The organism is Pseudomonas granadensis, assembly GCF_900105485.1.
Lineage (GTDB): Bacteria > Pseudomonadota > Gammaproteobacteria > Pseudomonadales > Pseudomonadaceae > Aquipseudomonas > Aquipseudomonas granadensis.
Genome location: NZ_LT629778.1, coordinates 5,452,738 through 5,470,041, shown reverse-complemented (window position 1 = coordinate 5,470,041; position 17,304 = coordinate 5,452,738). Strand labels below are relative to the sequence as shown.

Below are 17,304 nucleotides of genomic sequence, written 5' to 3'. Positions count from 1 at the left end.
TCACACGGCCTGCTGATACTTGGCCCCGACTTAACACACCCTATCTGCTAGGAGTAAGGCATGAAACTGAAGCGTTTGATGGCGGCAATGACTTTTGTCGCTGCTGGCGTTGCGACTGCCAACGCGGTTGCCGCTGTTGACCCTGCTATCCCGAGCTACACCAAGACCACTGGTGTGTCGGGCAACCTGTCCAGCGTCGGTTCCGATACCCTGGCCAACCTCATGACCCTGTGGGCCGAGAACTACAAAAAAGAATACCCGAACGTCAACATCCAGATTCAGGCCGCCGGTTCCTCCACCGCGCCACCTGCACTCACCGAAGGCACCGCCAACCTGGGCCCGATGAGCCGCAAGATGAAGGACAACGAGCTGCAGGCTTTCGAGCAGAAGTACGGCTACAAGCCGACTGCCATCCCGGTTGCCGTGGATGCCCTGGCCGTGTTCGTGCACAAGGACAACCCGATCAAGCACCTGACCATGGCTCAGGTCGATGCGATTTTCTCCTCGACACGCCTGTGCGGTGCCAAGGCTGACGTCAAGACCTGGGGCGACCTCGGTGTGACCGGCGACCTGGCCAACAAGCCAGTGCAACTGTTCGGCCGCAACTCGGTATCCGGCACCTATGGCTACTTCAAGGAAGAAGCCCTGTGCAAAGGCGACTACAAGCCAAACGTCAACGAACAACCAGGTTCGGCGTCGGTGGTGCAGTCGATCAGCAGCTCGCTTAATGGCGTTGGCTACTCGGGTATCGGCTACAAGACTGCCAGCGTGAAAACCGTTGCCCTGGCCAAGAAAGAAGGCGGCGAGTTCATCGAAGACACCGAAGAAAACGCCCTGAACGGCAAGTACCCGCTGTCGCGTTTCCTCTACGTATACGTCAACAAAGCCCCGAACAAGCCTCTGGCCCCGCTGGAAGCCGAGTTCGTCAAACTGGTGCTGTCGAAGCAGGGCCAGGAAGTGGTTGTGAAAGACGGCTACATCCCGCTGCCAGCCAAGGTTGCTGCCAAAGCACTGGCTGACCTCGGTCTGCAGGAAGGCGGCTCTGTCGCCAAGCAGTAACAAATCGAGCCCGGCGTAACGCCGGACTCTTTGTGGGAGCGAGCAGGCTCGCTCCCACATTTACCAAATTTTCGACTCCGCTGCCGGGCCTTCCGGGTGGCGGATTTGCTGCGTCACTGCATTGTCATCTTTCTGTCATACAGGATCGCTAGGGTGTGCGCATGAATGATCTGGCCAATTCCCCAATGACTACGACTTCCCCTCCCAAGCGCATTGATTTCAATACGCCTGAGCTGCAACGCAAGCGCCGCATTCGCGCGCTCAAGGATCGCTTCACCCGTTGGTACGTCCTCGTTGGCGGCCTCGCGGTGCTCGCGGCCATCACCCTGATCTTTTTCTTCCTCGCTTACGTGGTTGCGCCATTGTTTCAAGGTGCCGACCTGACCGCGAAAGACTCGATCACCCCGGCCTGGATGCAGGACGCCGGCAAGCCGCTGATGATCTCGCTCGAAGAGCAGAATCAGGTGGCGATGCGCGTCTCCGACAAGGGGCAGGCGTTGTTCTTCGATATCGACAGTGGCGCTGAACTCAAGCGCGTCGATCTGCCAGTGCCGGCCGGCGCCAGCGTGACGTCCATTGGTGAAGACCAGCCGGGTCATCCGCTGGTGGCCGTGGGCCTGTCCAATGGTCAGGCGCTGGTGTTCCGTCACACCTACAAAGTCAGCTACCCCGATGGCAAGAAAACCATCACGCCGGCCATCGAGTACCCGTACGGCGAGACGCCGATTGCGCTGAACGAAAGCGGCGGTGCACTGGAGCATGTCAGCCTCAATGCCACCGATACGACCCTTATGCTGGTCGGCTCTACCGGTTCGCAACTCAATGTTCTGTCGCTGACCAGCGAAGAGAACCTGATGACCGGCGAAGTCACCAACGAGCAGCAGCGTATCGATCTGCCGCAGATGACTGAGCCGGTGAAAAACATCTTCGTCGACCCGCGTCAGCAGTGGCTGTACGTGGTCAACGGTCGCGCTCAGGCCGATGTCTTCAGCCTGCGCGACAAGAGCCTCAACGGTCGCTACAAGCTGCTGGAGAATGCTGACGCCGAAGTCACCGCGACCACGCAACTGGTTGGTGGTATCTCGCTGATCATCGGCGACTCCAAGGGCGGTCTGGCCCAGTGGTTCATGGCCCGTGACACCGATGGCGAGCAGCGCCTGAAGCAGATTCGCACGTTCCAGATGGGCAGCACGCCCATCGTTGAAATCGCTGCCGAAGAACGCCGCAAAGGCTTCCTCGCCCTCGACGCCAGCGGCAAGCTTGGGGTGTTCCACAGCACCGCGCACCGCACGCTGCTGGTCGACCAGGTGGTCGACGGCCAGGGCCTGTTCGGTCTGTCGCCGCGCGCCAACCGGGTGATCGTCGAAGCCGGCGGCAAGCTGCAACCGTTGCTGCTCGACAACCCGCACCCGGAAGTGTCGTGGAGCGCTTTGTGGAGCAAGGTCTGGTACGAGAACTACGACGAGCCTAAGTACGTCTGGCAATCGACTGCCGCCAACACTGATTTCGAACCGAAACTGAGCCTGTCGCCACTGACCTTCGGCACCCTGAAAGCCGCGTTCTACGCGATGCTGCTGGCCGCGCCACTGGCCGTTGCCGCAGCGATCTACACCGCGTACTTCATGGCCCCTGGCATGCGCCGCAAGGTCAAGCCGGTGATCGAACTGATGGAAGCGATGCCGACGGTGATCCTCGGTTTCTTCGCCGGTCTGTTCCTCGCGCCGTATGTGGAAGGGCATCTGCCGGGCATTTTCAGCCTGCTGATGCTGTTGCCGATCGGCATCCTCGTGGCCGGTTTCACCTTCAGCCGCCTGCCTGAATCGATCCGCCTGAAAGTCCCGGACGGCTGGGAAAGTGCGCTGCTGATTCCGGTGATCCTGTTCGTGGGCTGGCTGTCGCTGTACATGAGCCCGTTCATGGAGAACTGGTTCTTCGGCGGCGACATGCGCATGTGGATCTCCCACGACCTGGGCATCACCTACGACCAGCGCAACGCACTGGTGGTCGGTCTGGCCATGGGTTTCGCGGTGATCCCGAACATCTACTCGATCGCCGAAGACGCTGTGTTCAGCGTGCCGCGTGGCTTGACCCTCGGTTCGCTGGCCCTCGGTGCTACACCGTGGCAGACCATGACCCGCGTGGTCATCCTCACCGCCAGCCCGGGGATCTTCTCGGCGCTGATGATCGGCATGGGCCGCGCCGTCGGTGAAACCATGATCGTGCTGATGGCCACCGGTAACACCCCGGTCATGGAAATGAACCTGTTCGAAGGCCTGCGCACCCTGGCCGCCAACGTTGCAGTGGAAATGCCTGAGTCGGAAGTCGGCGGCAGCCACTACCGCGTGCTGTTCCTCTCGGCGCTGGTGCTGCTGTTGTTCACCTTCGTCATGAACACCCTGGCAGAACTGATTCGTCAGCGTCTGCGCAAGAAATACTCGTCGCTTTAAGCAAAGGTAGAAGTCTGTGAAACAGAACTCCCTGAAAGGATGGTTCAAGAGCGGCGCCCCAGGCGTCTGGATCAGCGGTGGCGCGGTGTCCATCGCGGTCATCATGACCATTGGCCTGTTGGCGGTGATTGCCGTGCGCGGTCTCGGTCATTTCTGGCCGGCGGACCTGATCCACGCGCATTACGACGTGCCCGGCCAGGCCAATCACCTGATCGTCGGCGAAGTGGTGCAGAAAGAAGAAGTGCCGCGTGCCCGTCTGAAGAGTGCCGGCCTGCCGGTGCCTGACGAAGGTCCGGAATTCATGACCCGCGAGCTGGTCAAGGTCGGCAACCGCGACCTGAACGGCAACGACTTCACGTGGATCGTCGGCGACTGGCTGACCAAGCAGACCACGCCGCCGGAGTTGATGGCGATCGAGCGTCGCGAATGGGGCAATTTCTACGGCTACCTGGTCAACGTTAAACAGGACGGCAAGGTGATCGCCGAAGGCGAGGCCGCATGGCCTGAGCTGCAAGCGCGCATCGATCGGGTCAACGATCTCGCGGCTCAATTGAAGACGCTGGAAAAAACCGACATCGGCGCGATCAACGCCGGCCTTGAGCGCATCCGTCTGCACGGTCGCAAACTCGAGCTGGAAGGCAAGCTCGACGCCACCGCGCAAGCGGACATGGCGTCCGAGCGCGCCGAGCTGGACGCGCGCTACAAAGACATCGAAGCGCGTCTGTCCGATCTGCATGCACAGTTCAACCGCGACGCCTTGACCGCCCGTGACGCCAACGGCAAGGAAATCGAAATCGGTCTGGGCAAAGTCGTGCATGCCTACCAGCCAAACGGCATGAGCACGTTTACCAAGGTCGGCTTCTACTTCAGCAAGATCTGGGAATTCCTCTCGGATGACCCGCGTGAAGCGAACACCGAGGGCGGGATCTTCCCGGCGATCTTCGGCACCGTGATGATGACCCTGATCATGGCGATGATCGTCACCCCGTTCGGCGTACTGGCGGCGGTGTACCTGCGTGAATACGCCAAGCAGAACACCCTGACTCGTGTGATTCGTATCGCAGTGAACAACCTTGCCGGTGTACCGGCGATCGTTTATGGCGTGTTCGGTCTGGGTTTCTTCGTCTACGTGCTCGGTGGTTCGGTCGACCGCTTGTTCTTCCCTGAAGCACTGCCGGCGCCGACCTTCGGTACGCCGGGTCTGCTGTGGGCCTCGCTGACGCTGGCCCTGCTCGCGGTGCCGGTGGTGATCGTGGCTACCGAAGAAGGTCTGGCGCGGATCCCGCGTACCGTGCGTGAAGGTTCGCTGGCGCTGGGCGCGACCAAGGCGGAGACGCTGTGGAAGATCGTCATCCCGATGGCCAGCCCGGCAATGATGACCGGCATGATCCTCGCCGTGGCGCGTGCCGCTGGTGAAGTGGCGCCGCTGATGCTGGTGGGCGTGGTGAAACTGGCGCCGTCGCTGCCAGTGGATGGCAACTACCCGTACCTGCACCTGGACCAGAAGATCATGCACCTGGGCTTCCACATTTATGACGTCGGCTTCCAGAGCCCGAACGTCGAAGCGGCCCGTCCGCTGGTGTACGCCACGGCGCTGTTGCTGGTGCTGGTGATCGCGACGTTGAACCTGTCGGCGGTGTATATCCGCAACCACCTGCGTGAAAAGTACAAAGCACTGGACAGCTAAAGCCATTAGCCACAAGCGGCAAGCTACAAGCCGCTTTTGCTCAAACTTGCAGCTTGCAGCCAGAAGCTTGCAGCTACGAACGGAGTGAGACCCATGCAGCACGAAACACACAGCCACGGCATCAACATGTCTGCCCTGGGCCGCGACAAGCAGAGCCTGAATCTCGAACAGGAAACCGTGGCCATCGAAGTGCCCGGTCTGAGCCTGTACTACGGCGAGAAACAAGCGCTGTTCGATGTCAGCATGAATATTCCGAAGCAGCGCGTGACCGCGTTCATCGGCCCGTCCGGTTGCGGCAAGTCGACTTTGCTGCGCACCTTCAACCGCATGAACGATTTGGTTGACGGCTGCCGCGTTGAAGGCGCGATCAACCTGTACGGCAACAACATCTATCGCAAGGGCGAAGACGTTGCCGAGCTGCGTCGTCGCGTCGGCATGGTGTTCCAGAAGCCCAACCCGTTCCCGAAGACCATCTACGAAAACGTGGTGTACGGCCTGCGCATCCAGGGCATCAACAAGAAGCGCATCCTCGACGAAGCCGTTGAGTGGGCGTTGAAAGGCGCGGCCCTGTGGGACGAGGTCAAAGACCGTCTGCACGACTCGGCGCTTGGCCTGTCCGGTGGTCAGCAACAGCGTCTGGTGATCGCCCGTACCATCGCCGTTGAGCCGGAAGTGCTACTGCTCGACGAACCGTGCTCGGCCCTCGACCCGATCTCGACGCTGAAAGTCGAAGAGCTGATCTACGAGCTGAAATCCAAGTTCACCATCGTTATCGTCACGCACAACATGCAGCAGGCGGCGCGGGTGTCCGACTACACGGCGTTCATGTACATGGGCAAACTGGTGGAATTCGGCGACACCGATACCCTGTTCACCAATCCGGCGAAGAAGCAGACCGAAGACTACATCACCGGTCGCTATGGCTGACCGAACCGCTGCAAGCCGCAAGCTTCAAGCGGCAAGAAAGAGCGGTTCGAGTACGACACAAATCAGCTTGCAGCTTGTAGCTTGCAGCTCATGGCTTTTGCGGAGCAAATCATGATTTCGAAGGAAGGTTTAACCCATCACATTTCCGCGCAGTTCAACGCCGAACTGGAAGAAGTGCGCAGCCACCTCCTTGCCATGGGCGGGCTGGTCGAGAAGCAGGTCAACGACGCCGTCACGGCGCTGATCGAGGCCGACTCCGGTCTGGCTCAGCAAGTGCGCGAGATCGACGACCAGATCAACCAGATGGAACGCAACATCGACGAAGAATGCCTGCGCATTCTCGCTCGTCGTCAGCCGGCAGCGTCGGACTTGCGTCTGATCATCAGCATTTCCAAATCGGTGATCGACCTTGAGCGTATCGGCGACGAAGCGACCAAGATCGCCCGCCGTGCCATCCAGTTGTGCGAGGAAGGCGAAGCGCCGCGCGGTTACGTCGAGGTTCGCCACATCGGCGACCAGGTGCGCAACATGGTCCGCGATGCGCTGGACGCTTTCGCGCGTTTCGACGCCGATCTGGCACTGTCGGTGGCGCAGTACGACAAGATCATCGACCGCGAATACAAAACCGCCCTGCGCGAGCTGGCGACCTACATGATGGAAGACCCGCGCTCTATCTCGCGGGTTCTGAGCATCATCTGGGTCCTGCGTTCGCTGGAGCGCATCGGCGACCACGCGCGCAACATCTCGGAACTGGTGATCTACCTGGTCCGCGGCACCGACGTGCGGCACATGGGCCTCAAGCGCATGAAAGAAGAAGTTGAAGGCACCAGCGCCGAAACCGCTAATGTTCCGGGCGAAGCTGACGATAAGTAAGATTGCCTGAGAAAAGCGCCCGGCCTTTTGGCCGGGCGTTTTTGTTTGTGCTTTTCATAGGTATAACCGAATTAAAAAGCAGCACCCGCGAACGAAAAGTCCCGGCGTGACTGAAGAGTTTTGGCAATGTGCCATCAGCCAGCGTTATGCTTGCCGGGATTTTAATAGGGGTGTTGGATGAGCAAGATCAGTGTGTTGGTCGTGGACGATGCTTCGTTCATTCGTGACCTGGTGAAAAAGTGCCTGCGTAATTACTTCCCGGGGATCCGCACCGAGGACGCCGTGAACGGTAAAAAGGCCCAGGCCATGCTGGCCAGAGAAGCCTTCGACCTGGTGTTGTGCGATTGGGAAATGCCGGAAATGTCCGGCCTCGAATTGCTGACCTGGTGCCGCGAACAGGACAATCTCAAGACCATGCCGTTCGTCATGGTGACCAGCCGGGGCGACAAGGAAAACGTCGTGCAGGCGATTCAGGCTGGCGTGTCCGGCTACGTCAGCAAGCCATTCACCAATGAACAGTTGCTGACCAAGGTCAAGCAGGCGCTGAACAAGGTCGGCAAGCTCGACACCCTGATGAACAGCGCGCCGACCAAGATGAACTCGGCGTTCGGCAACGATTCGCTGAGCGCACTGACTGGCGGCAAGCCTGCCGTGGTCGGCGCTGCCCCGGCTGCGGCAGCAGCCAACCCGTTTGCCAAGCCTGCTGCGGCGGCGCCGGCAGCCGCTGCTGCGCCATCGCGCGGTTTGCTCAACGCGCCGCCGGTGCAGGCACCTGCCGCGTCGAAAGCGCCGGTCGGTGGTCGCGGTCAGGGCCAGTTGCGCCTGCCGAGCGGCACCCAGCAATGCGTGATCAAGGCGCTGAGCATCAAGGAAGCGCTGCTGGTGGTGAAGCGCACCGAGACCCTGCCGCAGGTCCTCGACAGCGCTGTGCTCGATCTGGAGCAGGGCGACAACGCCGAAGTCGCGCGCCTCAACGGTTACCTGCACGCGGTTGTCGCGGTTGAGCAGAAGCCAGACAGCGAATGGCTGCAACTGACCTTCCGCTTCGTCGATCAGGACGCGCAGAAGCTCGACTACATCTCCCGCCTGATTGCCCGTGGCACGGCGCAGAAGCATTTCGTGCCGGGCGCCTGATCGTCCTCGCCTGACAAGTCGCTATCGCCAGCAGGGCTGGCTCCCACATTTGCAACGCATTCCAATGTGGGAGCCAGCCTGCTGGCGATGGGGGCATCAACCGCACCACCCATCTTCTGCACTGCCTATTTGCAACATCTGTCGACTAGCCTGGTCTGCTTCACCTGCTAGGCTCATTTCCAGGCCTTCTTTCGACAGACTCTTGCCCATGCTCGCGCGCCTGCTGTTTCTCTGTGCTTTCTTTCTGGCCTCCACTTCGGCAGTGGCCATGACCATCTATAAATCCACCGACGCCAACGGCGTGGTTTCCTACAGCGACCGGCCGAGCAAAGGCGCGCAGGTGTTCGTGTTTCAGGACCGCATGGTCGAGCGCCTGGAGCGCCAGGTGTACCTCGATATCAAAAAGCAGAAAGGCACCGACGTGGTGTTCGTGCGCAACGATCTGTACGCGCCGGTCGAGATCGCCCTGGCATTCACCGGCCTGAGCAATGTGCGCGGCGCACCGGCGCAAACCATTCGCCGGGTATTGCCCGCGCGCAGCAATACGCGGCTGGCGCTGCTGACGGCGATTTCCGCCAGCAAGCCGCTGGTGTATTCGCCGCAGTTCCATTATTCGCTGGGCGACCCCGCTGGCGCGGCGCAGAGCTATCGCTATCCACTGCCGTGGCGTGGCGGACCGTTCCGCCTGAGCCAGGGCGCCAACGGCCAATACAGCCACTACGGGCCGAAGAATCGCTATGCCATGGACATCGCCATGCCGGTGGGCACGCCCATCATTGCCGCGCGGGCCGGGGTGGTGGTCAAGACTGAAAACTCACAGAGCGGGCGCGGCACCGATGCGTCGGGCAATTTCGTACGGGTGCTGCACGATGACGGCACAATGGGCGTGTACCTGCACCTGAAACAGGGCTCTGTGAGCGTGCGTGAGGGGCAACGGGTCAAGGTCGGCAGTCCGCTGGCGCTGTCGGGCAACACCGGCAACAGCAGCGGCCCGCACCTGCACTTCGTGGTGCAGCGCAATACCGGCGAAGGGCTGGTGTCGATTCCGTATCAGTTCAACCAGCCGCTGGGGGCGTTGCCCAACTTTGCGTTGGGCAAGCAGTGATGCCTGTGAAGCATTCCAGGGTGGGAGCGAGCCTGCTCGCGAAAGCCGCGACGCGGTCCCGGATCAGCCCATCAATCCAGCATCAACACCTTGGCCAGCACAATCTTCGGCCCTTTCATCTTCTTGATGATGATCCGCAGGCCTTCGACCTCCAGCACTTCTTCCTCTTCCGGCACGCGTTTGAGGGTTTCATAGACCAGCCCGGCGAGGGTTTCCGCTTCGATGTGGTCCAGGTCGATGCCCAGCAGGCGCTCGACCTTGAACAACGGCGTATCGCCACGGACCAGCAGCTTGCCCGGCTGATAGGCGAGAATGCCGCGCTCAGCCTTGCGGTGTTCGTCCTGAATATCGCCGACCAGCACTTCCAGCACGTCTTCCATGGTCAGGTAGCCGATGATGTTGCCATCCGCCTCCTCGACCACGGCGAAGTGCGAGCCGCCCTTGCGGAACTGTTCCAGCAGCTGCGACAACGGCATGTGCCGCGACACTCGTTCCAGCGGACGGGTCAGCTCGGCCAGGTTGAACGACTCGGGAATGTGGTCCAGCGCCGCCAGTTCCAGCAGCAGATCCTTGATGTGCAGCAGGCCGACGAACTCCTGGCGCTCGCTGTCGTACACCGGATAACGGCTGAACTTGTGGCGACGGAACATCGCCAGGATTTCCTTCAGCGGCGCGTTGAATTCGAGGGTAATCAGGTCTTCCCGGGAGTTGGCCCAGTCGACCACTTCCAGTTCGCCCATTTCCACTGCTGAGGCCAGCACGCGCATGCCTTGGTCGCTCGGATCCTGACCACGGCTGGAGTGCAGGATCAGTTTCAGTTCCTCGCGGCTGTAATGGTGTTCATGGTGCGGGCCGGGTTCGCCTTGTCCTGCGATACGCAGGATCGCGTTGGCGCTGGCGTTGAGCAGGTAGATCGCCGGATACATCGCCCAGTAGAACAGGTACAGCGGCACCGCCGTCCACAGCGACAGCAGTTCCGGTTTGCGGATCGCCCACGACTTCGGCGCGAGTTCACCGACCACGATATGCAGATAGGAAATGATGAAAAACGCGGTGAAGAACGAGACGCCTTTGACGATCTCCGGCGAATCGACGCCGATCGCGCTCAACAGCGGTTCGAGGATATGCGCGAACGCCGGCTCACCGACCCAGCCCAGGCCGAGGGAGGCGAGGGTGATACCCAACTGGCACGCCGAGAGATAGGCATCGAGCTGACTGTGCACGGTGCGCAGGATATGCCCGCGCCAGCCGTGCTGCTCGGCGATGGCTTCGACCCGGGTCGAGCGCAGTTTGACCATGGCGAATTCCGCCGCAACGAAAAAGCCGTTGAGCAGTACCAGGATCAGAGCAAAAAGAATCATGCCGAAGTCGGCGAAAATGGTAGCGAGGGACAAGCCAGGGGAAGGGTCCATGATGGAGTTTTGCAGGTTCCGTGTGATTCGAAAGTAAGGGAAAACAGCGCCTGAAAGGCAGGCGCAAGTCAGCCAATGTAGCGGCTGACTTGGCAATTGCCTAGTGGCGTGTGCCGGGCGGCATCACTCGGCGGCGCCGATCGCCCGTGCGCTGGCCACCTGGGCTGGGGCGAAATGGCAGGTGAACGTACTGCCGTGGCCGGGCACGCTGCTGATCTCCATGCGCGCGCGATGGCGCAGCAACACATGTTTGACGATGGCCAGACCGAGGCCGGTGCCGCCGGTGTTGGAGTTGCGGCTGGAATCGACGCGATAGAAGCGTTCGGTCAGGCGCGGCAGGTGTTTGCTGTCGATACCGATGCCCGAATCCTGCACGCTCAGGTGCGCGCCCTGATCGTCGCCCCACCAGCGAATCCGAATGTTGCCTTCGGCCGGGGTGTACTTGACCGCGTTGAACACCAGATTGGAAAACGCACTGCGCAACTCCGCTTCGCTGCCCTTGAGCAGCACGCCGGCATTGGCTTCCAGCGTGATGTGCTGATTCTTCGCGCCAGACAATTGCTGGGCGTCGCTGGTGATCGACTGCAGCAGTGTATCGATCTGTACCGGCTGGTTGTCCGACGGGTAATCGGTCGCTTCGAGCTTGGCCAGCAGCAGCAAGTCGTTGAGCAGCGTCTGCATGCGCCCGCCCTGTTGCTGCATCTGCTGCAGAGCGCGGCTCCAGCGCGGGTTCACTTCTTCGACGTTATCGAGCAGGGTTTCCAGATAGCCGCAGATCACCGTCAGCGGTGTGCGCAGTTCGTGAGACACGTTGGCGATGAAGTCTTTGCGCATCTGCTCCAGTTGATGGATGCGCGTGACATCGCGCACCAGCATCAGGTGCTCGTTGTTGCCGTAGCGGGTCAGGTACAGCTGAATGCGCACGCGATCGTTGGTCGGTGACGGGATTTCCAGCGGCTCGGCGAAGTTGTCCTGCTCGAAATATTCCTTGAAGCGCGGATGCCGCACCAGGTTGGTCACCGGTTGGCCGCTGTCTTGTGGGGTCTTGAGGCCGAGCAGGGTCTCCGCGGCGCGGTTCCACCATTCCAGGTTGCCGTCGCTGTCGAGCATGATCACTGCGTCTTTCAGTGCCGCGGTGGATTCCTGCACCCGGTCGATCACCGCTTGCAGCCGCCCGCGCACCCGTTGGTCGCGGCGTTGCAGGTGGTAGATGCTGTCGAACACTTCGCCCCATAGACCGTAGCCATCGGGCGGCGCTTCATCGGGCTGGTGCTGGCGCAGCCATTCGTGCAGACGCAGCAATTGCTTGAGCGTCCAGGCCAGATACAGGCCCAGGCCCACCGCAAGGCTCCAGCCGTAATAGCCGCTGATCAGCCCGATCACCAGGCACGCGGTGACCAGTAGCAGCATGTGGCGAATCAGGGTGCCATGCCAGTTTTGATTCACAAGGGCGTCCTTAGCCGCAGCGTCAAGTTTCAAGCTGCAAGCTAAAGCGGATCGGCTTTCACTTGCCGCTTGTAGCTAAAAACTTGCAGCCGCTTTTTTATGCTTTTGTGGAGAAGCGGTAGCCCGTACCGCGCACGGTTTGTACCAGATTTTCGTAAGCATCGCCGAGGGCCTTGCGCAGGCGGCGAATGTGCACGTCGACGGTGCGCTCTTCGACGTAAACGTTGCCGCCCCAGACCTGATCCAGCAACTGGCCGCGGGTGTAGGCGCGTTCCTGGTGGGTCATGAAGAATTGCAGCAGGCGATATTCGGTCGGGCCCATCTCGGCCGGCTTGCCATCGATGGTCACGCGGTGGCTGATCGGATCGAGCAGCAGGCCACCGACTTCGATCGGCGCTTCGCCGTCGGTCGGGCCGGCGCGGCGCAGCACCGCCTTGAGACGGGCGACCAGTTCACGCGGGGAAAACGGCTTGGTGATGTAGTCGTCAGCGCCGACTTCCAGACCCTGGATCTTGTTGTCCTCTTCGCCCTTGGCGGTGAGCATGATGATCGGGATGTCCCCGGTCAGCTCGTCACGCTTGAGGCGTCTGGCCAGTTCGATGCCGGACGTGCCGGGCAGCATCCAGTCGAGCAGGATCAGGTCGGGTTTGCGGTCGACGATGATGGCGTGGGCCTGCTGCGAGTTCTCTGCCTCGAGGCAGTCATAGCCGGCCATTTCCAACGCCACGGCGATCATTTCGCGAATGGGCGCTTCGTCGTCGACGATCAGAATGCTCCTGCCAACCATGCCTTAATCCTCTTGTCATTTAACTGTCTTGCGCCGCATTAGATAACGGAATTATTGCAGTCGTGTGACAGTATTTCTGCCCGCCAACAAGTTTGACCATCCTGGACTAAGCTCTAAGTCCGAATCCTGACAACCACAAAAGAAGGTTTCCATGACTCAGATGACTGCTTCTTTCAAAGCCCTGCTGATGGCCGCGGCCCTGGCGTTGCCTGGCCTGGCCATGGCTGCCGATCCGGCGATGAAGAAGGACGGCATGTTCACCGATCACAAAGGCATGACCCTGTACACCTTCGCCAAGGACTCCGCCGGCAAGTCAGCGTGCAATGACAAATGCGCGGCGAACTGGCCGCCATTGATGGCGCAGGCGGGTGACAAGTCGATGGGCGACTGGACGGTGGTCAAGCGTGACGACGGCTCGATGCAGTGGGCTTACCAGGGCATGCCGCTGTACACCTTCGTGATGGACAAGAAAGCCGGCGACATGACCGGCGACGGAAAAATGGACGGCGCCTGGAAAGTCGCCAAAGCCAAATAGCCATGGTCCCGTGTAGGCCTTCGCCTGCTCGCGATAGCGGTGTGTCAGCCGGCGTTTTCGTTAACTGACACACCGCTATCGCGAGCAGGCTCACTCCTACACTGATTTGCGTTTAGCGCAGCGCGTAATCCACGACGATCCCGACAAAAATCGCCAACCCGGCCCAGTGATTGTGCAAGAACGCCTTGAAGCAACGCATCCGGTCGCGATCGCGGGTGTACCAGAACTCCCACGCATAACAGCCAGCGGCCACCAGCAAGCCGAGGTGAAACCACATTCCCAGCTCGAATTTCGACCCCGCCAGCATCAGGCAACCCAACGACAGCGCCTGCAGGCTGAGAATGATCACCCGGTCCGCCTCGCCAAACAGGATCGCCGTGGATTTCACCCCGATCTTCAGGTCGTCATCGCGGTCGGTCATTGCGTAGTAGGTGTCATAACCCACCGTCCACAACAGGTTGGCAATCCACAGCAGCCACGCCGCCGCCGGCAACTCACCGGTCTCGGCAGTGAACGCCATCGGCATGCCCCACGAGAACGCGGCGCCCAGCACAACTTGCGGGTAATAGGTGTAGCGCTTCATGAATGGATAGGTGCAAGCCAGTGCCAGACCGCCCAGCGACAGCCAGATGGTCGGCGCGTTGGTGCACAGCACCAGCAGAAAACTGATGCCCATCAGCACGGCAAAGAACACCAGCGCTTCTTTCGAACTGATCTTGCCGCTGGCCAAGGGGCGCTGCGCGGTGCGTTTGACATGGCCGTCGACCTTGCGATCGGCCCAGTCGTTGATCACGCAACCGCCGGCACGGGTCAGCACCACACCGAGGACAAAAATCACCACGTTGGCCAATGACGGCGAGCCCTTGCCGGCAATCCACAATGCCCACAATGTCGGCCACAACAGCAGATAGATGCCGATCGGCTTGTCCATGCGCGTCAACTGAATGAAATCCCAGGCGCGCGGGTTCAAGCGGTTCAGGGACTTGAGCAGGCTCTGATACATCAGCAGTTCTCCGGATGAGCGCGAGCGGCGCTCCACAGGCTCGGCAGGAAGATTTCCGCGACCAGCACGCTCAGCGCGCCGCGGTCGAAACGTGAGCGGCGGGCCCACAGCGAGGGAGCTTTGGCTTCTGCCGGCAGCCAGTCTTCAGGGTAATGGCAAACTTCAATGGCGCGGCGCTGAAACGCCTGATCGCAAAACAGCAGCTCGCCCAGCGAGCGGCTGCCCAGTTCATCCATGTGCAAGCCGTCACCTTGCAATGCCGCACGCGAGGCCACGCTGCGGGCGAACACCCAGGCCTCGCCGTAGCCACGCAGATACACCTCGCGCACCCAGCCTTCGCTGCCTTCGGCCAGCTCCAGTGCCGCGCATTCGTCGCTGCGCAGGGTGGCCCAGCCTTCGAACAACGGCGTCACGCTGAAGCCATCGCAGGACAGTCGCGTCAGGCGGCGGGTCAGCGAGCCTTCGTCGAACAACCAGTCCAGGGTCAACGAATCGGGGCGGGGTGACAGTCGGCTTTGGGTCAGCCAGAGCGGGGCGGGGCAGGCATTTGAATGTTGCACAATGAGTCATTATTGGCCGCAAATGAGGCGGCGAGCTTACCATGGCGGGCTGCGAGATTGATCGATCCGGGTGGCCGTTGCGCCGAACAGGCTTGCATCTGCCCGGCACCCTCAGTACAAAACGCCCTGAGCCGGATGGCAGCGCAACACCCATCGACCGTCCGCGCCAGCAATCGCCTGAACCTTGAGGAAGTATCCGAATGAAAAAGTGGCAATGCATCGTCTGTGGCCTGATCTACAACGAAGCCGACGGCTGGCCGGATGACGGCATTGCGCCGGGCACCCGCTGGGAAGACGTGCCGGCAGACTGGCTGTGCCCGGACTGCGGCGTCGGCAAAATGGACTTCGAAATGATCGAAATCAACTAAGCAAAATCAAGGAGTAAGGCATGAGCGCACCTGTCGTCATCATCGGCACTGGCCTGGCGGGCTACAACCTGGCCCGCGAGTTTCGCAAGCTCGACAGCGAAACCCCGCTGCTGCTGATCACCGCCGATGACGGCCGCTCGTACTCCAAACCGATGCTCTCCACCGGTTTCGGCAAGAACAAGGATGCCGACGGCCTGAGCATGGCCGAGCCCGGTGCCATGGCCGAGCAGTTGAAGTCCGAAGTGCGCACCCACACGCGTATCAGCGGCATCGATGCCGGCCACAAACGCCTGTGGATCGGCGAAGAGGCGGTGTATTACCGCGACCTGATTCTCGCCTGGGGCGCGGAAACCGTGCGTGTGCCGATCGAAGGCGATGCTGCCGATCTGGTCTTTCCGATCAACGATCTGGAAGACTACGCACGGTTTCGTGCGGCCGCGGCCGGCAAGCGGCGCGTGCTGTTGCTCGGTGCTGGGCTGATCGGTTGCGAGTTCGCCAATGACTTGATCCTCGGCGGCTACGAAGTGCAACTGGTCGCGCCGTGCGAGCAGGTCATGCCGACTCTGCTGCACCCGGCCGCTGCGGCCGCCGTGCAGGCCGGGCTGGAAAGTCTCGGCGCAAAATTTCACCTCGGCCCGGTGCTGACCCGCCTGCAGAAAGTTGCCGATGGCCTCGAAGCGCACCTGTCCGACGGCCAGGTCGTCGCCTGCGACGTGGTGGTCTCGGCAATTGGCCTGCGCCCACGCATCGATCTGGCAGCGGCGGCGGGGCTCCAGGTCAATCGCGGTGTCATGGTTGATCGGCAGCTTAAAACGTCCCACACCAATATCTACGCCTTGGGCGACTGCGCTGAGGTCGACGGGCTGAATCTGTTGTACGTCATGCCCCTTATGAGCTGCGCGCGAGCGCTGGCCCAGACCCTGGCGGGAAACCCGACAGCGGTCAGCTACGGCCCGATGCCGATCACCGTGAAAACCCCGGTTTGCCCGTTGGTGGTCTCGCCGCCGCCGCGTGGCAGCGAAGGCGTCTGGACGGTCGAGGGGCAGGGCGCCGACATCAAGGCGCTGTGCCGCAATGCCGATGGTCAGTTGCTCGGTTATGCGCTGACCGGCGCCGCGGTCATGGAAAAACTCGCCCTGAACAAACAGCTTCCGGCCCTGCTGGCGTAAATGCCGGTCGTTCTGTCGTAAACACCCCGCTTTTGCCCCGACAAAGGTCGCGGGGAGACTGGCGTCGCCCGTATCCGCGTGCCATTCTCACTCCCGTCTGCCGCAGAGTAGAGCCTGCGGCGCCTTGGGCGCTGTTCCAACGAGAACAGCACGGACATAACAACAAAAAACCGTCAAAGGGGCTTCACTAATGCGTAAACCAGAACTCGCCGCCGCCATCGCGGAAAAAGCGGACCTGACCAAAGAACAGGCCAATCGCGTCCTCAACGCCGTCCTCGAAGAAATCACCGGCGCCCTGCACCGCAAAGACAGCGTGACGCTGGTCGGCTTCGGCACCTTCCTGCAACGCCACCGCGGCGCCCGCACCGGCAAAAACCCGCAAACCGGCGAACCGGTGAAGATCAAGGCCAGCAACACCGTTGCGTTCAAGCCAGGCAAATCGTTGAAAGACAGCGTTAATCCATAATTGCGGCGAATCTCCTGAATAACGGGAGAACCGCTGAGAAAAATGGGCATTTCGATTGCGGTCGAATGCCCATTTTTTATGTCCGCCAATTTGTGGATTAAAAGCACGCTACTGCCAAACGCATTAATAAGAGCCGGGCTTCGATTAGCGTTGCGGCTTTGCAAACAGTCGGCGATTAAAAATTTTTAATAAATGCTAGCAATATGATGGCATTTTTAATCATCTTTTGTTGTCGCTTTGCGATGCGTTGAAACAATACCGAAGTCTTTCGGAATCATCCTACATCCGGATTTTTCAAAACCGGTCATGCTCCGGGCCGTCTTCGC

Annotated in this window: 16 protein-coding genes; 11 read left to right on the top strand and 5 right to left on the bottom strand. The window is 60.8% G+C overall.

Features of this window, described 5'->3' with window-relative positions; translation table 11 throughout:
• The first annotated feature begins 60 nt into the window (after window positions 1-60).
• From BLU52_RS24465 to BLU52_RS24435, 7 genes are all read left to right on the top strand, one after another.
• Complete coding sequence (locus tag BLU52_RS24465) at window positions 61-1,059, top strand: phosphate ABC transporter substrate-binding protein PstS (RefSeq protein ID WP_090287642.1); 999 nt, start codon at window positions 61-63, stop codon at window positions 1,057-1,059.
• Window positions 1,060-1,472: 413 nt separating this feature from the next.
• The gene (locus BLU52_RS24460) at window positions 1,473-3,506 is read left to right on the top strand and encodes an ABC transporter permease subunit (RefSeq protein WP_197677995.1); all 2,034 of its coding nucleotides are present in this window, start codon (window positions 1,473-1,475) and stop codon (window positions 3,504-3,506) included.
• A 16-nt stretch (window positions 3,507-3,522) separates the two neighbouring features.
• Window positions 3,523-5,193 carry a phosphate ABC transporter permease PstA gene (pstA, locus tag BLU52_RS24455; RefSeq protein ID WP_090287637.1) on the top strand — a complete coding sequence of 557 codons (1,671 nt, stop codon included), beginning with the start codon at window positions 3,523-3,525 and terminating at the stop codon, window positions 5,191-5,193.
• A gap of 93 nt (window positions 5,194-5,286) precedes the next feature.
• Window positions 5,287-6,120: a phosphate ABC transporter ATP-binding protein PstB gene (gene pstB / locus BLU52_RS24450; RefSeq protein WP_090287634.1), complete on the top strand. Its 834-nt coding sequence runs from the start codon at window positions 5,287-5,289 to the stop codon at window positions 6,118-6,120.
• Between the two features lie 111 nt (window positions 6,121-6,231).
• Window positions 6,232-6,993, top strand: a complete 762-nt coding sequence (gene phoU, locus BLU52_RS24445) for a phosphate signaling complex protein PhoU (protein ID WP_016772483.1) — start codon at window positions 6,232-6,234, stop codon at window positions 6,991-6,993.
• A 177-nt stretch (window positions 6,994-7,170) separates the two neighbouring features.
• Window positions 7,171-8,127, top strand: coding sequence for a response regulator (locus BLU52_RS24440; protein ID WP_090287632.1), 957 nt, complete (start codon window positions 7,171-7,173; stop codon window positions 8,125-8,127).
• A 208-nt stretch (window positions 8,128-8,335) separates the two neighbouring features.
• Entirely contained in the window at window positions 8,336-9,232 is an 897-nt protein-coding gene (locus tag BLU52_RS24435) for a peptidoglycan DD-metalloendopeptidase family protein (protein ID WP_090287630.1), read from the top strand.
• Window positions 9,233-9,303: 71 nt separating this feature from the next.
• Here BLU52_RS24435 and BLU52_RS24430 read toward each other — a convergent pair whose 3' ends face one another.
• The 3 genes from BLU52_RS24430 to phoB form a co-directional block, all read right to left on the bottom strand.
• A complete protein-coding gene (locus BLU52_RS24430; protein ID WP_090287628.1) occupies window positions 9,304-10,644 on the bottom strand; it encodes a hemolysin family protein in 1,341 nt (446 codons plus the stop codon).
• A gap of 123 nt (window positions 10,645-10,767) precedes the next feature.
• Window positions 10,768-12,054 (bottom strand): phosphate regulon sensor histidine kinase PhoR, encoded by a 1,287-nt coding sequence (gene phoR, locus BLU52_RS24425; protein ID WP_231988049.1) that lies wholly within the window; start codon window positions 12,052-12,054, stop codon window positions 10,768-10,770.
• A 133-nt stretch (window positions 12,055-12,187) separates the two neighbouring features.
• Complete coding sequence (gene phoB / locus BLU52_RS24420) at window positions 12,188-12,877, bottom strand: phosphate regulon transcriptional regulator PhoB (RefSeq protein ID WP_007896474.1); 690 nt, start codon at window positions 12,875-12,877, stop codon at window positions 12,188-12,190.
• A 151-nt stretch (window positions 12,878-13,028) separates the two neighbouring features.
• Here phoB and BLU52_RS24415 point away from each other — a divergent pair, with 151 nt between their 5' ends.
• Window positions 13,029-13,412 (top strand): COG4315 family predicted lipoprotein, encoded by a 384-nt coding sequence (locus BLU52_RS24415; RefSeq protein WP_090287623.1) that lies wholly within the window; start codon window positions 13,029-13,031, stop codon window positions 13,410-13,412.
• 112 nt (window positions 13,413-13,524) lie between these two features.
• On the opposite strand, the gene ubiA is transcribed toward BLU52_RS24415, so the two are convergent.
• Entirely contained in the window at window positions 13,525-14,415 is an 891-nt protein-coding gene (ubiA, locus tag BLU52_RS24410) for a 4-hydroxybenzoate octaprenyltransferase (protein WP_090287621.1), read from the bottom strand.
• Entirely contained in the window at window positions 14,415-14,975 is a 561-nt protein-coding gene (locus BLU52_RS24405; RefSeq protein ID WP_090287618.1) for a chorismate--pyruvate lyase family protein, read from the bottom strand. The genes ubiA and BLU52_RS24405 overlap by 1 nt, the downstream gene beginning before the upstream one ends.
• Before the next feature lie 200 nt (window positions 14,976-15,175).
• On the opposite strand from BLU52_RS24405, the gene BLU52_RS24400 reads away from it, so the two are divergent.
• The 3 genes from BLU52_RS24400 to BLU52_RS24390 all read left to right on the top strand — a co-directional run bounded on the left by BLU52_RS24400 (window position 15,176) and on the right by BLU52_RS24390 (window position 16,978).
• Window positions 15,176-15,343: a rubredoxin gene (locus tag BLU52_RS24400; protein WP_003177199.1), complete on the top strand. Its 168-nt coding sequence runs from the start codon at window positions 15,176-15,178 to the stop codon at window positions 15,341-15,343.
• Between the two features lie 20 nt (window positions 15,344-15,363).
• Window positions 15,364-16,512, top strand: coding sequence for an NAD(P)/FAD-dependent oxidoreductase (locus BLU52_RS24395; RefSeq protein ID WP_090287616.1), 1,149 nt, complete (start codon window positions 15,364-15,366; stop codon window positions 16,510-16,512).
• 190 nt (window positions 16,513-16,702) lie between these two features.
• Window positions 16,703-16,978 carry an HU family DNA-binding protein gene (locus tag BLU52_RS24390; protein WP_003213368.1) on the top strand — a complete coding sequence of 92 codons (276 nt, stop codon included), beginning with the start codon at window positions 16,703-16,705 and terminating at the stop codon, window positions 16,976-16,978.
• Window positions 16,979-17,304 lie beyond the last annotated feature (326 nt).

Bases quoted from the DNA above. Each gene is read 5' to 3' on its own strand.
- BLU52_RS24465 (WP_090287642.1), top strand. From the start codon at position 61: ATGAAACTGAAGCGTTTGATGGCGGCAATGACTTTTGTCGCTGCTGGC.
- BLU52_RS24460 (WP_197677995.1), top strand. From the start codon at position 1,473: ATGCAGGACGCCGGCAAGCCGCTGATGATCTCGCTCGAAGAGCAGAAT.
- pstB (WP_090287634.1), top strand. From the start codon at position 5,287: ATGCAGCACGAAACACACAGCCACGGCATCAACATGTCTGCCCTGGGC.
- phoU (WP_016772483.1), top strand. From the start codon at position 6,232: ATGATTTCGAAGGAAGGTTTAACCCATCACATTTCCGCGCAGTTCAAC.
- BLU52_RS24440 (WP_090287632.1), top strand. From the start codon at position 7,171: ATGAGCAAGATCAGTGTGTTGGTCGTGGACGATGCTTCGTTCATTCGT.
- BLU52_RS24435 (WP_090287630.1), top strand. From the start codon at position 8,336: ATGCTCGCGCGCCTGCTGTTTCTCTGTGCTTTCTTTCTGGCCTCCACT.
- BLU52_RS24430 (WP_090287628.1), bottom strand. From the start codon at position 10,644: ATGGACCCTTCCCCTGGCTTGTCCCTCGCTACCATTTTCGCCGACTTC.
- phoR (WP_231988049.1), bottom strand. From the start codon at position 12,054: ATGCTGCTACTGGTCACCGCGTGCCTGGTGATCGGGCTGATCAGCGGC.
- phoB (WP_007896474.1), bottom strand. From the start codon at position 12,877: ATGGTTGGCAGGAGCATTCTGATCGTCGACGACGAAGCGCCCATTCGC.
- BLU52_RS24415 (WP_090287623.1), top strand. From the start codon at position 13,029: ATGACTCAGATGACTGCTTCTTTCAAAGCCCTGCTGATGGCCGCGGCC.
- ubiA (WP_090287621.1), bottom strand. From the start codon at position 14,415: ATGTATCAGAGCCTGCTCAAGTCCCTGAACCGCTTGAACCCGCGCGCC.
- BLU52_RS24400 (WP_003177199.1), top strand. From the start codon at position 15,176: ATGAAAAAGTGGCAATGCATCGTCTGTGGCCTGATCTACAACGAAGCC.
- BLU52_RS24395 (WP_090287616.1), top strand. From the start codon at position 15,364: ATGAGCGCACCTGTCGTCATCATCGGCACTGGCCTGGCGGGCTACAAC.
- BLU52_RS24390 (WP_003213368.1), top strand. From the start codon at position 16,703: ATGCGTAAACCAGAACTCGCCGCCGCCATCGCGGAAAAAGCGGACCTG.